Source organism: Mucilaginibacter aquariorum, assembly GCF_024498135.1.
In the GTDB taxonomy this organism is placed as follows: domain Bacteria; phylum Bacteroidota; class Bacteroidia; order Sphingobacteriales; family Sphingobacteriaceae; genus Mucilaginibacter; species Mucilaginibacter aquariorum.
Genome location: NZ_JANHOH010000006.1, coordinates 92,680 through 109,962, shown reverse-complemented (window position 1 = coordinate 109,962; position 17,283 = coordinate 92,680). Strand labels below are relative to the sequence as shown.

The 17,283-nt window shown below is 41.7% G+C and carries 17 protein-coding genes; 6 read left to right on the top strand and 11 right to left on the bottom strand.

What is annotated here, in order from left to right:
* Positions 1-12: 12 nt before the first annotated feature.
* The 6 genes from NPE20_RS19465 to NPE20_RS19440 form a co-directional block, all read right to left on the bottom strand.
* Positions 13-2,685: a TonB-dependent receptor gene (locus tag NPE20_RS19465; protein ID WP_256540371.1), complete on the bottom strand. Its 2,673-nt coding sequence runs from the start codon at positions 2,683-2,685 to the stop codon at positions 13-15.
* Entirely contained in the window at positions 2,682-3,617 is a 936-nt protein-coding gene (locus NPE20_RS19460) for a GLPGLI family protein (RefSeq protein WP_256540370.1), read from the bottom strand. Before NPE20_RS19460 ends, NPE20_RS19465 begins: the two co-directional genes overlap by 4 nt.
* 122 nt (positions 3,618-3,739) lie before the next feature.
* Positions 3,740-4,408 carry an RDD family protein gene (locus NPE20_RS19455; protein WP_256540369.1) on the bottom strand — a complete coding sequence of 223 codons (669 nt, stop codon included), beginning with the start codon at positions 4,406-4,408 and terminating at the stop codon, positions 3,740-3,742.
* A 46-nt stretch (positions 4,409-4,454) separates the two neighbouring features.
* Positions 4,455-5,447, bottom strand: coding sequence for a toast rack family protein (locus tag NPE20_RS19450; RefSeq protein ID WP_256540368.1), 993 nt, complete (start codon positions 5,445-5,447; stop codon positions 4,455-4,457).
* 2 nt (positions 5,448-5,449) lie between these two features.
* Positions 5,450-6,058: a PspC domain-containing protein gene (locus NPE20_RS19445; RefSeq protein WP_256540367.1), complete on the bottom strand. Its 609-nt coding sequence runs from the start codon at positions 6,056-6,058 to the stop codon at positions 5,450-5,452.
* 26 nt (positions 6,059-6,084) lie between these two features.
* Positions 6,085-6,789: an SDR family oxidoreductase gene (locus tag NPE20_RS19440; RefSeq protein WP_256540366.1), complete on the bottom strand. Its 705-nt coding sequence runs from the start codon at positions 6,787-6,789 to the stop codon at positions 6,085-6,087.
* A gap of 93 nt (positions 6,790-6,882) precedes the next feature.
* Between NPE20_RS19440 and NPE20_RS19435 the strand changes: the two genes are divergently transcribed.
* The 5 genes from NPE20_RS19435 to NPE20_RS19415 all read left to right on the top strand — a co-directional run bounded on the left by NPE20_RS19435 (position 6,883) and on the right by NPE20_RS19415 (position 11,574).
* Entirely contained in the window at positions 6,883-7,614 is a 732-nt protein-coding gene (locus NPE20_RS19435; protein ID WP_256540365.1) for an MlaE family ABC transporter permease, read from the top strand.
* Positions 7,611-8,363, top strand: coding sequence for an ABC transporter ATP-binding protein (locus tag NPE20_RS19430; protein WP_256540364.1), 753 nt, complete (start codon positions 7,611-7,613; stop codon positions 8,361-8,363). The genes NPE20_RS19435 and NPE20_RS19430 overlap by 4 nt, the downstream gene beginning before the upstream one ends.
* Before the next feature lie 118 nt (positions 8,364-8,481).
* Positions 8,482-9,369 (top strand): class I SAM-dependent methyltransferase, encoded by an 888-nt coding sequence (locus NPE20_RS19425; RefSeq protein ID WP_256540363.1) that lies wholly within the window; start codon positions 8,482-8,484, stop codon positions 9,367-9,369.
* A gap of 95 nt (positions 9,370-9,464) precedes the next feature.
* Entirely contained in the window at positions 9,465-10,529 is a 1,065-nt protein-coding gene (locus NPE20_RS19420) for a ubiquitin family protein (protein WP_256540362.1), read from the top strand.
* A gap of 82 nt (positions 10,530-10,611) precedes the next feature.
* Positions 10,612-11,574: a Gfo/Idh/MocA family protein gene (locus NPE20_RS19415; protein ID WP_256540361.1), complete on the top strand. Its 963-nt coding sequence runs from the start codon at positions 10,612-10,614 to the stop codon at positions 11,572-11,574.
* A 222-nt stretch (positions 11,575-11,796) separates the two neighbouring features.
* Here NPE20_RS19415 and lepB read toward each other — a convergent pair whose 3' ends face one another.
* Genes lepB through NPE20_RS19390 form a run of 5 tightly spaced genes read right to left on the bottom strand, consistent with a single transcriptional unit; the run spans position 11,797 to position 16,494 of the window.
* The gene (gene lepB / locus NPE20_RS19410; RefSeq protein ID WP_256540360.1) at positions 11,797-13,263 is read right to left on the bottom strand and encodes a signal peptidase I; all 1,467 of its coding nucleotides are present in this window, start codon (positions 13,261-13,263) and stop codon (positions 11,797-11,799) included.
* A 19-nt stretch (positions 13,264-13,282) separates the two neighbouring features.
* A complete protein-coding gene (gene dapB / locus NPE20_RS19405; RefSeq protein ID WP_256540359.1) occupies positions 13,283-14,029 on the bottom strand; it encodes a 4-hydroxy-tetrahydrodipicolinate reductase in 747 nt (248 codons plus the stop codon).
* Positions 14,030-14,065: 36 nt separating this feature from the next.
* Complete coding sequence (locus NPE20_RS19400; RefSeq protein WP_256540358.1) at positions 14,066-14,767, bottom strand: DUF5683 domain-containing protein; 702 nt, start codon at positions 14,765-14,767, stop codon at positions 14,066-14,068.
* A 3-nt stretch (positions 14,768-14,770) separates the two neighbouring features.
* Positions 14,771-15,685: a ParB/RepB/Spo0J family partition protein gene (locus tag NPE20_RS19395; RefSeq protein ID WP_256540357.1), complete on the bottom strand. Its 915-nt coding sequence runs from the start codon at positions 15,683-15,685 to the stop codon at positions 14,771-14,773.
* A 5-nt stretch (positions 15,686-15,690) separates the two neighbouring features.
* Positions 15,691-16,494: a ParA family protein gene (locus NPE20_RS19390; protein WP_256540356.1), complete on the bottom strand. Its 804-nt coding sequence runs from the start codon at positions 16,492-16,494 to the stop codon at positions 15,691-15,693.
* A 267-nt stretch (positions 16,495-16,761) separates the two neighbouring features.
* On the opposite strand from NPE20_RS19390, the gene NPE20_RS19385 reads away from it, so the two are divergent.
* Complete coding sequence (locus NPE20_RS19385) at positions 16,762-17,283, top strand: NADPH-dependent FMN reductase (protein WP_256540355.1); 522 nt, start codon at positions 16,762-16,764, stop codon at positions 17,281-17,283.

Here is a 17,283-nt window from a genome sequence, read left to right as displayed (position 1 = left end):
CCTTAAATAAATTTACAAATTAAACGTCATCTTAACCAACAAGAATCTCCCCGGTATAGTGTAAGAACTGCTTGTGAATGTATTTGCTGATAAATACAGCGCGCTATAAGTTTTGGTATTAAACAGGTTTTGCACGGTTAGTTCCAGATCAAGTTTTGTTTTGTTGAACTTGTATTTCACAGATGCATCGGCAAAAATATATTTCAGATCGTTAGCCTGTTGTTGGTGGGTGTAGTAATGATCGGCAGCAACACTAAAAAATAAATTGCTTAGCGGGTTATAATTTACCGAACCTTGCTGGGTTAAGCGCTCAAACTTACTTGAGGTGGCAACCGCCGAAGACTTGCTTTTTGTTTGATCGTAATTTGCTTTGTAGCTAAAGTTCACATAGTCGCTTACCTTGGTATCGGCACCAATGCTAAAAGTTGTCGAGATGGTATTATAAGGCAATATAATACCGTTCTGGATCTGGTTAAGTTTGGTGCTTTGTACCGATACTCCCGCGCTAAAGGTAGTACGCAAACCAAAGGCATATTTGCTAACATAACCATTACCCATCCACGAATCTATATTGTTATCAAACGGTAACACAATGCGCTGCTGAATATTATTGGTTAATATGCTCGACGCGATGTTATTGGCATTCATGTGCGTATAAGATGCATTCAGGCTAAAAAAGAACAAGGTTATAGCTTTACGATAATTAAAGCCCAGCATGGCATTCTGCGTTTTGCGTTCGGTCAGGTCGGCATTGTTGGCGTAAAGCGATCGGTAATCTTTAAGGATAGATCCGTTATACACATCCTGTATGTTCCCAATATCATTACGGAAGTTATAAGCCACCGTTATATAATTTTCAACCGCGGTTTGGTATTTTATAGATACCCGGGGGTTAAAATACAAGCGGGTCAAATCTTTATCAAGGTTATAGTAACTATCCTTATAGCTTATTTGCTGCAGGTTTAACGGCAGTGAAATATTCGCCTTAATTTTATCCCCCGGAATATCATACACAGCTTCGGTATATACCTTACGGCGTTGCCAGTCCAGGTTATTCACTGTGCTATCTGATACCCGGTTCACCGAATTATTCAGCTGTGTTATATTTAGATCCGACTGTAATTTTTGCGATTGTAAGCTAAAACCCGCCTTGTAACTTTGCGTGATTAAGTTGCCCGGTATTTTAAAGCCAACGTAGTTATTGGTGAACCAGGTGGGTATATCTACCGTTTGGGTAAGCTGCTTGTAAGCCACGCCATTGTTAAAAATATCGGGGTTTAATCCCGGGTCTATTATGCGGTTCTCGGGTTCGGTGCTGCGGTTCAGGTAACTGTAAAACTCTATTATTTTATTACTTTTAAACGTATTCATCAGGCTAAACTCGTTGGATATATCCATCAGGTTATCCTTAAACACCTGGTTTACCGGTGTGCCGTTGGTATTCAACGCCGAGTAGCCCGTATTGCGACTATAATCGGCAATAAAATTATTGCTCAGGTAATACTTATCCCTGTTTACATTTACCGAAAGCTGGCTGTGCAAAATATCCGGCCGACGCCTGTTGTTTTGCACTTCCGCATAGCGAATGGTATCATTGGGCAGGTAATATTCGCTAAACTTGCTATAGCTCTGTTTCTGATTATCCCGCAGGTAAGATATGTTTGCCTTTAACTGTACATCCTTTTTCAAATTAACCAGGTTATTCAAATTCAATATACCCGATTGATTGAACAGATATCGGTTTCGTGGCAGGTCAGGATCGCCGGCTGTACCTAATGAAAGCACAGTGCCTGGTTTATCATTATCCAATCTGGACAAATAGCTTGACAGGTTATGCGATACCAGGTCGCCCGCAACATCATTACTGGTGTTATTGGCTTTAAAATAGTTTATGGCCTTATACTTATCCTTAAACATCATGGCATTAAGGTCGGCATAGTATTTATCAGGCAAACCTGCGCCAACAGTTTCCTGCCCTATTAACTGCAACTTGGCATCTTTTTTTATGGTAAGATTAAGGGCTACATCTTCGCTCACCACTTTATCCCTAAGCATTTTCACAGGCTGATGGTTCTCCATTACCTGCACCTTATCTACCACGCCATGTGGGATAGTATTGGTAGCAATGTTATACTTATCATCCAGCATGTTATCCCCGCCTATGTACACGCCCGAAATAGATTTACCGTTATAACTGATCTTGCCATCTTTAGCCACATCAATACCCGGCAGCTTTTTTATCACATCACCAATAACCCTATCCTGCGGACTGCTAAAATCTGATACTTTATAGTCGGTAGTATCGCCATGTACCCGCAACCTCGGGCGGTTCTCCTTTATGGTTACCGCCTGTAGCTGATTAACCGATTTGGCAAGTTTAAAGTTATAAGCGTTTACCGTGTTAGTAACCGGTTTTGCCTGTTTGGTAAAGCCCACACAGCTTACCTCTAATGCTAAGCCGGTTTTATCGGCATCAGCAGGTATTTGTAGTGTGTAATTTCCTTTATCATCGCTACGGGCATAAGCAATTATAAGGTTACCACTGCTTTTTAAATTGATGCTTGCAAAAGATATAGCCTTACCCAAACTATCAGTAACTGTGCCTTTAAGGGTTTGGGCAATGCCCACTGCAGAGCACAGCATGCAAAAAATGCACACTACACTAAACTTATATACCTGCCTCATTTTTTCTCGGGTAACTCCAAGGGATTATTAATAACCGGGCCTTGTGAAATCATAATTTTATCTTTGGGTCCGCCGGGAGCCATTCTAAAGGTTGCACCCGAGCCAGCCATTGCCGATTGCATAAAAGCCTGCGGGTCTTTTTTCAGGGCTTCCTTAAGGTTGGTAAACTCCTTTTCGGTGGTTTTAATACCTGTTGATGGCAGGGTAATTACAGCCGGGTCATCAACATCATCGGCCATCCCAATCAGCTTAACAACCGTACCACCGGTTTGGATGGCGCCGGGCTCGCTGCCCGGTGCAGCTTTTTCCAGTTTATCGGCATTATCCAATCCATCAAACTTAAACACTATCTGTTTTTTAGTATCGTAGGCCTCTACAATTAAGCCTGGCAAGCCTATTAGTTTCCAGGGCCCGCTTTGAAAAGGCACATCGGGGCAAAACCAGGCGGTATAATCGCGCCCGGCAACATGCCCTGTAGCTTTTTGGCATTTTAAGCCCGAAAAGCTTGCGGTATCACTGGTTATATGCCATTTAATAACAGGCATTGGTTCTTCTATCACGTAATTGTTCACCAGCAGCTTTTCTTTCCTGATGAATTTCTTTTGATCGGCAAATGTAAAGTACTCGGTATTACTGGCCCGGCCGCCCTTAACATTTACATTTATACGTCCGCCTGCACTTGCCGCTACCTGTTCGGCTACCTGTTTCCTAATCATGGCGTCCTGCGTTTTACGGTCAAAGCTTTTGTAGACACTGGCACTTTTGCCTAAAAAAAGCACCATGTTCTCGGTGTAAATATCATTTGGCTTGGTAGTATCCCGCAGGTGAGAAAATTTATAGTGCACTATGGCTTTCGTGCTATCTGGCTTTTGTGCTTTGGCTACCAATACAAAAGCACATATGCATAAAAACAGGGGAAATAACTTTTTCATAACACTGTGATATATTTTTAAAAAATTAAGGTTGATTATAAATACATCACAAACATAACTAATAAATTAGTCATGTTACGAAATCTTCGTAGAGTTTTAACATTTTTTAACAAATGTCTTATTTAGCTGTCCAGCCGGTCTTTAATAACCAGTGTATCAGCCAGCATGTCATGCAGGCATTGCTGCTTTTTATTGAAGAAGGCCATCAGATAGCCTATGAATAATGTGGCTACCGAAAGATATTTGAACAGGTTACGCAGTAGCGCTTGCGTGGCATTTATCCGTTCGCCATAAATATCACAAACCCGAACTTTTAGCAGTTGCTTGCCAAAGGTACCTTGTTTGGGGCCGCTTTCCATCATTACATTATAAATGATCTTACCGATAGGAGTAAACGACACTATGCCTATGCTGATGCCAATGCGTATAATTTTATAATCATCGCCGGGCAGTGCCAGCAACAGGATAAGCATTACAACAAATGCTACCAGAACAAACGCCGCGGCTACAATAAGCCAATCGATAACGGCGGCCAGCAGGCGCTGGTCAAAACTACCGAAATACTGTAAGGGCAATGGCTGCTTATTAAAACCAAAAAGCTGCCTTAACGCAGCTATTTCATGGGCTTCCTTGTAATCGTCCATGGCGGCGGTCTTTACAAAATCGCCGGGTTTAATTTTACGCTCCCTTAATTGCGCAATGCTAAAGGGGCCCTGGGGTTTGCCATTGATGACCAGTATATATTCATCATTGGCAGTTGGCTGTAAAGTTTTATTGCCGGATGGTTGCATAGGTTCAAATTTAAACATTACACATAACCATCCGGCAATAAAACAATTAATATTTGATCACCTTAAAGTCGGATATACCGCCTTTTAAGTGAATAAGTATTTTGGTAGGGGCTGCAGCAAAACCTTGTGTTTCGTAGGTATTGTCGGCTTTCTTATCAAACCCGGTAAACTCGTTTGATGACAAACCCGAATCTGAAGTGATACGGCAGGCCGCGTTTGCGGGTACTTTAATTTCTACTTCAGATACCCCGGTTGAAACTTCAACATTGGTAGTTGCCAGTGGCTGTCCAAGTTTAACATGGAATGATGCTGCACCGCCGTTTATTATAAAGTTTTTAATTTTAAATGGCGACAGGTCAAAATCCAATTCGGTTGCGCCTGCTTTGACGTTTATGTCCCACTCGGGTTTGGTGTTAAGCTTCATGGTAGCCGCGTTACCGTTATCAGTGTCCCATTGGATATGGCCTTTTTTATCTTTCATCCGCAGTTCAACAACAGGCACATTGCCTTCCATAGTGTGCGTATAGATATAGCGGTTGTAACGTTCTTTGGTTATGGCTTCAAACAACTGGCTTGTGGTATCTTTAAGCGTATAAAGGGTACCGCCACCGCTTATTATAAGCTTTGCTGATGTTGCGGCCACATAAGGCTCGGTGTAAGTGCTGCTGCCTTCTACCTTAACTATACCAGTGCTATCGCCGTCGTTATCGTCGTCATCATCGTTATCGTAGTCACCATTTCTATGCCATCCATTATCATTAAAATTCCAATGATTGTTGAACGGAGAAAACCAACGGTTTTCAAAGTGGCCAAATACTAATAAGCAAAAGCCTAATATAACCACACCTATTTTAAGGGCTGTTGCCCATGGTGCTTTATTGTTGGCAAACACCAGGTTTACACCACCCATTATCAAAAATATAGGCCATAGGTGCCATATATTACCCCAGTGAAAATCAATTACATGGTAATTATCTAACAGGAACACCGTTCCTAACAGAACCAGGATAAGACCCGGTACAATTTTTTCGCTTTTCATGATTATATAGTTGGAGGGTTATCGTTTGGTTTGTCTTCGGCTGCTTCTGTATCGGCATCGGCTTTAAATTCTGCCTCTTTCTTTTCGGCATGCCAGTCATCTTTTTCCCATGGTTTCTTTTTGCCTGTAAATAGCATGGTTGCACCTACTGCCACTAATACTACCGGCCATAGTTTTTCAAAATCGAAATCGGGGATAAATTCAAACTGATCAAGTAAAAATATTGAGCCAAGTGCAATAAGTACTACACCGAATATAACACCTGCGTTTGAGGTTTTTTTAACCGGCTGGTATGGTGCAAAAGGTTCGCCCGGGAATGGTGGCTTAGGTACAGTATAATCTACATGCACATCTTTAAATTGCGGGTTATAATGAGGGTTAAAGCCCGGCGTAACGCCTGGTTTAAAGGTTGGATCCATATAATTGTAAGGGCGTTTAGGTAATACTATCCACAATACAATGTATGGTAAAATACCTATACCCTTTAAAAATACAGCTAATACAAATATTACCCGTACTACTGATACATCAACGCCGAAGTACTCGGCTAAGCCTGCGCAAACACCACTAATTGTTTTGTGATGTTCGTCTCTGTAAAGTTTCTTTTCCATTATCTTATAGTTTAAGTGTTTGGTTATTAAATTTGGCCCGGTGCAGGTTTTATGATCAGTTCGTCAACATTGGCACCGGCGCTCATACTTAATATATTTACTATTGCCGATGCAACATCTTCGGGGAGTACCATTGTGTTTTTATCAACTTCAACGCCTTTCCACGAATCTGTTAATGTTGACCCCGGGATCACTGCTGTTACCTTAACACCATGTCCCTGCATTTCGAGCCTCATTACCTTATTAAGACCTAAAAGTGCATATTTAGTTACACTATACACACCTGCCTCTGCTATGGGGTTTATAGCCGCAACAGAGCATATGTTGAATATATGCCCTTCACCGACAGAAACCATACTTTTACCGAAGAAACGGTACAGTTCGTAGGCCGGCATAAGGTTGGTATTTATCTGTTTTTGGAAGGAATCTTCGCTATCGTTAAGTATAGAAACGTGCTTGTACATACCCACGTTATTCACAATAATGCCGACGAAACCCAGCTTTTTCTCGGTGAATGAAGCAAAATTTTTCAATTCATCGCGATTACTACAGTCGGTAACCATGGTTACAACAGTAATTTTGGGGTTGATGCTCTGGAGCTCTTGTTTAAAATCTGATAAATCTTGTTCATTTCGAGAACAAATTGACAGGTTTATTCCTTGTTTAGCAAAAGCGATTGAAACAGCGCGGCCAATGCCTTTAGTTGCTGCGGTAATTAGGGCGTTTTTCATATAATAATATCTAATTTAATTGATTGAATTAGAACAAGCAATATAGGCTTAATATTAAAAAATGTATTTTTAACCGAATTTTCACAATTACAAATGTTTCAAAGCTTAGGAAGATATATATTCTTACTGCGTTTAAGTTTTAAAAAGCCCGAAAAGTTCAGTGTTTACTGGAACGAGGTGATGCGTGAAATGGTATCTGTGGGGATAGGCTCGCTGGGTATTATCAGTATCATATCGGTGTTTATTGGCGCAGCAACAACTATTCAGGTAGCTTTTCAGCTATCAAGCCCGTTGGTACCCCGTAGTATTGCAGGCAGTATATCCCGCGACTCTAACATATTAGAGTTTAGCCCAACCATATCATCGCTGGTACTGGCAGGGCGGGTAGGTTCAAACTTCGCATCAAATATTGGCACTATGCGGGTAACTGAGCAAATTGACGCCCTTGAAATTATGGGTGTTAACGCGCCGGGATATTTGATATCGCCAAAAATTATTGCCAGTATAACCATGATACCTATGCTGGTAATTATCTCCATATGCCTGGGTATTACAGGTGGTTATATTGCCTGTATAATAACCGGCGACATTACACCTGCAGACTACTTAATGGGTGTAAATGAAGGCTTTGATGGCCTTACCGTCAGAGTAGCATTGGTGAAAGCTTTTGTTTTTGGCTTTATCATCGCTTCCATATGTTCTTACCAGGGGTTTTATACAAAAGGTGGCGCGCTTGAAGTTGGCCAGTCGGCAACGGCGGGTGTAGTTTACAGCTGCGTGTGGATCTTATTTGCTGACCTTATGATCACCAGTTTAATGCTATGATCGAGATTAAAGACATTTATAAAACTTTTGGTGATAACGAAGTGCTTAAAGGCATTACTGCTACTTTTCAAACAGGTAAAAACAACCTCATTATAGGCGGCTCGGGCTCGGGTAAAACTACCTTACTTAAGTGTATTGTAGGCCTGCACGAGCCTACTAAAGGCCAGGTATTTTTTGAGGATCAAAATTTTACCGATATGGACTTTACCGAGCGTGTACCCATCCGTACGCAAATTGGTATGCTTTTCCAAAACTCGGCCCTGTTTGATTCTATGACGGTTGAAGAGAACATTATGTTCCCGCTAAACCTGTTCACCACCCAATCAAAAGCAGAGAAACAGGAACGCGCTAATTTTTGTTTGGAACGTGTGAACCTGAAAGATAAGAACAAACTTTACCCCGCAGAACTATCGGGCGGTATGAAAAAACGTGTGGGTATTGCCCGCGCCTTATCCATGCAGCCTAAATTTTTGTTTGTGGATGAACCCAACTCCGGCCTCGATCCAAAAACTTCTATCCTGATTGACGACCTGATCAACGAGCTTACTGCCGAATACGAGATGACAACCGTTATTGTTACTCACGATATGAACTCGGTAATGGGAATTGGCGACAACATCATATTTTTGCATCAAGGCCAAAAATGGTGGGAAGGCTCTAACAAAGACATAGCCCATTCCGATAATAAAGAACTAAACGATTTTGTGTTTGCCAGCAAGTTTATGCAGGCAGCGAAGGAAAAGTTATAGTTCGCAGTGTTTAGTTTGCAGTTGGCACCCCTAAATTGATAATACTTATATTTGCGGAAAATAGTTTTATACCGGCATTACTGATAACTGCCAACTGTAAACTGCCAACTGATAAAAAATGATCCAACTCCTCACCCCAACCCACTGGAAAGATTACGAGCTGATTGATTGCGGCGACTTTGAAAAACTGGAAAGGTTTGGCAATACCATACTGATACGCCCCGAGCCACAGGCTGTGTGGAGCAAAGCATTAAGTCCCGCCGAATGGCAGCGCCTGCACCATATTAAGTTTAAAGGCCGCAGCGCAACCGCGGGCGACTGGGTAAAGAAAGACCCAAAAACACCCGACCGCTGGCACGTTGAATACAAAAACAATGACGTAGCCATTAAATTCCGTTTGGGGTTAACCTCGTTTAAGCATTTGGGCATTTTCCCCGAGCAGGCTGTTAACTGGGATTATATATCAGACAACATCAAAAAATTTAAAACACCTACGCCAAAGGTGCTTAACCTGTTCGCCTACACCGGCGGTGCATCGTTAATTGCCCGGGCAGCGGGTGCCGATACTACACACGTAGATTCAATTAAACAGGTGGTTACCTGGGCAAACGAAAACCAGGAATTATCTGGCTTAAAAGATATTAGGTGGATGGTAGAGGATGCCCTTAAGTTTGTTAAGCGCGAGGTTAAGCGTGGTAAAACTTACAACGGCATAATACTTGACCCTCCTGCCTATGGCAACGGCCCAAATGGCGAGAAATGGAAACTGGAAGATAACATTAACGAGATGATGAGCGATGTAATGCAATTGCTTGATCCCGAAGAACATTTCCTGATATTAAATACTTACTCGCTTGGTTTTTCATCAGTAATTATCGAGAACCTGATCAAAAATGCATACCCTAAAGTAGAGAACCTGGAGATAGGCGAACTTTACCTGCAGGCCACAGCAGGCTCCAAGTTACCATTGGGCGTGTTTGGAAAATTTTACAAAAATAAAAGCTAATCAAATACCAAACTTATATTAACAAGCATTATATTTAACCAAATATTAAAAGCCGGTGCGACGCCGGCACACACTCAAATACCCCATCGATCCCTATGAAATTAAAAAGCGTATTATTTTCTGCACTGTTCGCGTTCAGCTCGTTAGTATTATTCTCGGCATGCAGCCAAAGCGATGGCAGTAAAGTGGCTAATAAAAAAGCCGGCGACACCTCTGCAAAAGCTAAAGGCGAAGAAGCCGACACTTTAAGCGTTGTAAAATCAACTTATCCACCAACCGATAAAGCCCTTTATGATTCGTTACTGAAATTTAACGCGCACTCTGATACCAGCGGCAGATGGCCGGTAAAAAATCAGCCTTACCCATTGGGTGGCGCTATTTTACCATTTAAACGTGTGGTATCTTTCTACGGTAACCTGTATTCTAAAAAGATGGGTATCCTTGGCGAATTGCCGCCGAACGAGATGCTTGCCAAATTAAAAGGCGAAGTAAAAGCATGGGAAAAAGCCGATCCTAAAACACCTGTACAGCCTGCATTACATTACATTGCAGTAGTTGCCCAGGGCGATGGTGGTAAAGATGGTAAATACCGTTACCGTATGCCGTTTAAACAGATAGACAGCATATTGGTGTTAGCTAAAAAGGCACATGCAATTGTTTTCTTAGACGTGCAGGTAGCATTAAGTAACATACAGGCCGAATTGCCTTTATTTGAAAAATACTTAAAAATGCCACAGGTACACTTTGGTATGGATCCTGAATTTTCTATGAAAGATGGTAGCAAACCGGGTAAAAAAATAGGCACTTATGATGCTGCCGACATAAACTATGTTACCGGTTACTTAGCCAACATTGTTAAAAAGAATGGCCTGCCTCCAAAAATTTTAGTGGTACACCGCTTTACCCGTAAAATGGTAACCAACTATAAAAACATTAAACTGCGCCCAGAGGTACAGGTAGTAATGGATATGGACGGATGGGGTGAGCCTGACCTTAAAACCGGTACTTACCGCTATTTCATAAACCAGGAGCCGGTACAGTTTACAGGGTTTAAATTATTTTACAAAAACGATATTAAGAAAGCACCTCACCATATGCTATTACCGGCAGAGGTATTATCAAGATACAGCCCATACCCTATTTATATTCAATACCAATAATTAGGGGTTACACATAAAATACAAGCCTTAAGTTGTTTCAGCTTAAGGCTTTTTTAATTTTGAATTTTAATTTTTTAAGAGCATGACTAAATGGGGAATTATTGGCTGCGGGCGTATTGCACACCGTTTTATGCAGGGATTAAATGCCCTGCGCGATAACGCGCTTTCAGCCTCGTATTCGCGCAGACCGGAAACGGTGGATGCCTTTGTTGCCCAATACGGTGGCAAGCCTCGTAGCAGCGCGGAAGAGCTCCTGGCAAGCGATATAGACGCTGTTTACATAGCTACCCTACCTAACACCCATGCCGACTACAGCATTAAAGCTTTAAAAGCCGGCAAGCATGTTTTATGCGAAAAACCAGCTACACTAAACCTGCCCCAACTGGAAGAAGTATTGTCCGTGGCCAAAGCAAGCGGCCTATTATTTATGGAAGGGATGAAGCCGCCCTTTTATCCACTATATAAAAAACTAAAAGAATATTTACAGCAAGATCCTATTGGCCCGGTGGGCTACGTTAGGGCGGGTTCATCGGTGGCTGATATCAGTCGCGACCATCCCAATTTTAGTTACAAGCTGGCCGGTGGCGCATTAATGGGCATAGGTATTTATGAAGCCTTCCTGGCTGTTGATTGGCTTGGTAAAACTGAAGAGGTGCAAGCTATGGGCCGCTTTAGCGGGATGGAGATAGATATGTTCAGCATATTCCAAACCCGGCACGCGGGCGGTTATGCGCAATTATATGGCGGGTTCGATCTGCATGGCAAAGGCGATGCTTTGATATGCGGTACCATAGGCCATGTCACTATCCATAAAAACTGGTGGAACCCGGCAAAAGCAACCATCAGTTATCTTGATGGCCGCATTGTTGAAATTGATGAACCGTTTACAACAGGCGGATTAAATTACGAGATAGAACATTTTGTAGAGCTGATGAAAGCCGGTGAAGTTGAAAGCTCCATCATCACCCATGAAATGTCGAGGCAGATGATCAAAATGATTGATGATGCAAGAAGTATTGTGGGGTTGAAGTTTATTGGGGAGTAAGTATACAGCTCTACGCTATGTCATTTCGAGCGAGCAGAGGGGCAGGCCTGTGAAATGGCGCGACGAGAAATCTTTTACAAGCGATGAGTTGATAGCATGATGTAAAAGATTTCTCGTCGCGCCCCCGCTCTCCCCACCCGCCGCTCGCTCGAAATGACATGGCGGGTAACAAAAAGGCCCCGTTCGTTCAAACAGGGCTTTCAAATATTTTAGCAGGGAGAATTAGTGTATCCCCATAAATAATCTGCTCCAACGAATTTTGCTGAAGAATGATGCGGTATCATCCCAGCTCATCCATACAAACAGGGCTTTACCTACTATGTGGTCTTCGGGTACAAAACCCCAGTAGCGCGAATCTAACGAGTCGTGGCGGTTATCACCCATCATCCAATAGTAATTCATTTTAAAGGTGTAGGTAGTAGCTTCCTTGCCGTTTATCAGCACTTTACCATTCTCAATTTGCAATTTATTGCCTTCGTAAACTTCAATGGCACGGCCATACAATGGCATGGTTAAGCTATCTAATTTAATTGTCCATCCTTTTTTAGGGATAATAATAGGGCCGTAGTTATCTACGTTCCAATCAGGATCTTTATTTAACTGGTTTAATTTATATTTTGGATACGCCGCCGGGAACACCGGGTTAAGTGGATCGGCGATGCCGGCTGGTTTGTAATTGGGCGTTATAGCTTTAACATTCGAGTAGCTTTTTAATTTAGCAGCGGCATCCTTTGTCATAGTAGGGAATGCTACATTATCGTAGTTTGATACATTCAGATCTGCCAGTACCTGTGGGTTTACATCCATGCCATTAGTGGTGAGGGTGTAATCTGTTTGCTCTCCCGGAGGGTTCGGCGCTGCTTTGCCATTCACATACACCTGCGCATTTATAAGGCTTAACGTATCGCCGGGGGTACCCTGGCAGCGTTTAATGTAGTTTTCGCGTTTATCAACCGGGCGAAAGTATGGTGAATCGGCTTCCATTGGGTAGTTAAATACTACCACATCGCCTTTTTTAACTTCGCTTAAACCAGGTAAACGGTAAAACGGCAATTTAATACCATCCCAATAAGCCTTAGTCCCTATTATAGGCATGGTATGATGCGCAAACGGGAAAGCAATAGGTGTCATTGGTGTACGGGCACCATAATTTACTTTACTCACAAACAAAAAATCGCCCACTAAAAGCGACCGCTCCATTGATGGTGTTGGGATAGTATAGGCTTCTATAAAAAGTGTACGGATCAGCGTAGCGGCAACAACTGCAAATATGATAGCTTCTGTCCACTCCCTTGAAGAAGATTTAACAAAATTCTTTTGATATTTATTTTTAAACTCAGCTGTAGCCGATGGCCCCAGGTATTTTGTTTCTTTATCAAATCCCCATTTGGGCAGGTAGATAAATTGCAAAACTACACCGGCAAGCTGCTCGCGCAAACTAAGTTTACCATATGATTTTATAAAGTCGATGGTAATTCCTATGCCCACTAAAACATCTACTCCGGGTATGAACATTAATAAGATCCACCATTTTGGCCGACCGCTTAATAATATCATTACATATATATTGTAAATAGGAATAAGGGCTTTCCATCCTGCTACCCCAGCTTTCTCAAAAAGTTTATATAAGCCTACATAAGGCAGAATAATTAATATTATAAAGGCAATTACAAATTCTACTACGTTCACTGTGCTATTATTTAGGTTACTATTTATTAAAATCAAACATATCCTCAACAGAATAAAAACCTTTTTTATCCTTTATCCATTCAGCGGCCAATACTGCCCCTAAGGCAAAGCCATTACGATTATGGGCGGTATGTTTAAACTCTATCGTATCTATTTCAGAATCGTATATAACGGTGTGGGTACCCGGTACGCTATCGATCCGGTGCGATTCTATCAGTAACTGATCGGCCTGGATATTATCATCAGTAGCAGCATCGCCGCTTAAAACATTAACCCAGTCCTTTTTAGCATCAAGATTATCCAGTATCCCTTCGGCAATGGTTATAGCGGTACCGCTTGGCGAATCCATTTTTTGGGTATGATGAATCTCTTCTACCTGCACATCATAATACGGATAATTGTTCATTAGCTTGGCTAATATACGGTTTACATGAAAAAACACATTTACCCCAACACTAAAGTTGGTGGCATATATCAAGGAGTTTTTACTGAATTCGCATTGCTCTTTTATCTGCGACATTTCGTGGTGCCAGCCGGTAGTACCCACCACAACAGGTACACCCGCTTTAAAGCAGCTTTCTATATTACCTAAAACGGTTGCCGGTGTACTAAACTCAATAGCTACATCCGCCTTTTGCAGGTTTTCGGTGGTAAGTTGATCAAGGTTAGTATAATCTATTTTTAATACAATTTCGTGTTTACGGTCATGGGCTATCTTTTCGATTATCTTACCCATTTTTCCGTAACCTAACAATGCAATTTTCATCCGTAAGTTTATTAGCTGTATGCTTTTGTTTTTATTTTAAAGCGTAAAGGTAAATTTTATACCCGGAATAAATGTAGTGTTAAAATTTGATGCAAACATAGGTTGGTTCATTAGCGTTGGGGTAACTTTCATAGACAGGTTATTATCTACCGTGTACGAGCTTATGAACTTCGCATCGATATAGGCATCAATAGCCTGCACACCCCATACGGCTAGTATGCTTAAAATACTTATCTGAAAGTTACGCTGATAGCCGTTTGCCGCGTTTTCAAGATCAGGGTTTGATGCACCGTAATTTACAACATACAGGTCATACTCCCTCTTATACTTTATGTACGATGAGTATAAGGGATCGCCCTCCCTGGGAACCTCTCCTGTTCTGGTTATTTTGCCGAGTGCTAAAAATATCTTGTATTGTTTTAAATTTACAATAACGGCGTTACCTAACATGCCTAAACCAGCATAAATAAGGGGTACTTTCCATATTTTATGGTTATACACCTGCCCCCAGCCGGGCAAAATCAACGATCGCTTTACCGCACGGCTTGGTATGTGGGTACTATCGGGATGATATACTTTTTCCTTTTTAATTTTTGGCGCGAAGGAGGTTTTTTTTACAGTATCAATTTTTTTAACAGCTGTATCCGCCTTGGTTTTTGCCAGCGTATCAGGATTCTGGCCCATTGCTAAAAGGGCGAAACTTAAAAATAATACAGTAGTTAAAAATTGTTTGAACATGTTTTACCAATCCAGCATTTCAAGTATACGGCCCAGATCATCTTCGGATAAGAACGGTATTTCTATTGATCCATTGCCCTGGCTGTTAACTTTAAGCTTAACCTTTGTGCTAAACTTTGATGCCAGGTCATCTTCAACCTTTTGCAGCTGGTAAGATAACGTTTCGGGTTGCTTGCCTTCTTTCTTTACAGGTGCTTTTTGTATCTCCCTAACCATCTCCTCTACCTTACGTACCGACAGCTCATTTTTGATGATCTGCTGATGGATATAAAGCTGAACGGTTGGGTCTTCAACAGCCAGCAAAGCCTTGGCGTGGCCCATGCTAATACCGCCATCGCGGATAGATGCCTGTATGGTTGGCGGCAATTTTAACAGCCTCAGGTAATTGGTAACGGTAGAGCGGTTCTTGCTTACGCGATCGCCCAGTTCTTCCTGTTTTAAGCTGCACTCATCAATCATTCGCTGAAAGCTTAGGGCAACCTCAATGGCATTAAGGTTTTCGCGCTGTATATTCTCTATAAGCGCCATTTCCAGCATCTGCTGGTCGTTAGCGGTACGTACATAAGCAGGTATCTGCTTAAGGCCTGCCATTTTTGATGCACGCAGCCTGCGCTCGCCTGATATTAGCTGATAAGAATGCGAATTAACCCGCCTTACAGTGATGGGCTGTATCAACCCCTGCAGCTTTATAGAGGCTGATAGATCGGCCAGGGCCTGTTCATCAAACTCGGTACGCGGCTGAAAAGGGTTAACCTCTATCTCGCTTATCTTTATCTCGTTTACCGATCCCAAACTATCCAGTTCTGATACCGGGTTAGATGGGTTGGAATAGCTATTTTTATTGGGATTTACGTTCGGAGAATCGTTTAACAGGGCGCTTAACCCTTTTCCAAGAGCGTTTCTTTTTTCTGTACTCATTTTTGTTAAGCTGTTACTGTGGTGGCCAGTTCTTCGTTATTAACCAAACCATTCTTGCGAAGGATCTCGCGGGCAAGGTTTAAATAGTTTACGGCTCCTTTACAGTTTGCATCGTGCATAATTACTGATACGCCAAAGCTTGGTGCTTCGCTTAAGCGGGTATTGCGTTGTATAATGGTATCAAACACCATATCTTCGAAATGGGTACGCACCTCATCTACCACTTGGTTTGATAACCTTAAACGCACATCATACATGGTAAGCAATATACCTTCTATCTGTAATTGTGTATTTAAGCGCGATTGTACAATTTTTATAGTGTTTAATAATTTGCCTAAACCTTCTAACGCGAAATATTCGCATTGTACGGGTATAATAACCGAATCTGCAGCGGTTAGGGCATTAATTGTGATCAAGCCTAACGATGGAGAGCAATCTATAATGATGAAATCGTACTCGTTACGTATGCTCTCTAAAACCGCTTTCATTTTAAACTCGCGGTTAGTTAGGTTTATCATTTCTATTTCGGCACCAACCAGGTCAATATGCGCGGGCAAAAGGTCAAGGTTTGGTGTTTCGGTTTTCTGGATAGCATCATGCGGATCAATATCATTAATAATACATTCGTAAATGCTGTTTTTGATATTGCGCGGATCAAAACCTATCCCCGAAGTTGAGTTAGCCTGCGGGTCGGCATCAACCAGTAAAGTCCTGTATTCAAGCACTGCTAAACTCGCGGCAAGGTTTATTGATGATGTTGTTTTCCCAACGCCACCTTTTTGATTAGCTAAAGCAATAATTTTACCCATTATGTATTTACAAAAAATTTATAAAGCGGTTTATTACAACGAAAAACAGGAATAGAAATTTCTATGTTTGTACTGTTTTTTTATCCGCCGCTAAAGATACGGATTTAAACAATTGAGAAATTAACAGTTTTGCCAACTTACAAACATTGTTGGGGGCAATTGTTGATTTATTGAATTATAGATTTATTGATTGTAACAGGCTGTCTATCAACCAAGATCCATCTTATTATTCAATAATTCAATCAATCACTAAATCAATAAATAAAAATGGTCACCATTATATCATCAACTAACCGCCCCGGAAGCTCAACCTTAAAACTTGCCGAATATTATAAAAAACAGCTGGCCGCAAAGGGTATGGAAACCAGTTTGCTATCATTGACCCAATTACCCCCAAATATAACGGAGACCGACTTGTATGGCAAACGCAGCGAAGCCTTTACAACAATACAAAACATTATTACGGCAACCGATAAGTTCCTGTTTATTATACCCGAGTATAACGGTAGCTACCCCGGCATTTTAAAGGTTTTTGTTGATGCCTGCAGCTTCCCCGAAAGCTTTTATGATAAGAAGGCGGCACTGGTTGGCCTATCCTCTGGCAAGTATGGCAATATTCGTGGTATTGACCATTTTACAGGAGTATGCCATTATCTTAACCTGCATGTTATGCCGTTAAAACTTCATATCGGGTCTATCCGTAAAGAAATGGATGACGAAGGCAACCTTACCCAGGAAGATACCCTGCGTTATACTAACGAGCAGATGGATAAGTTTATCAAGTTTTAA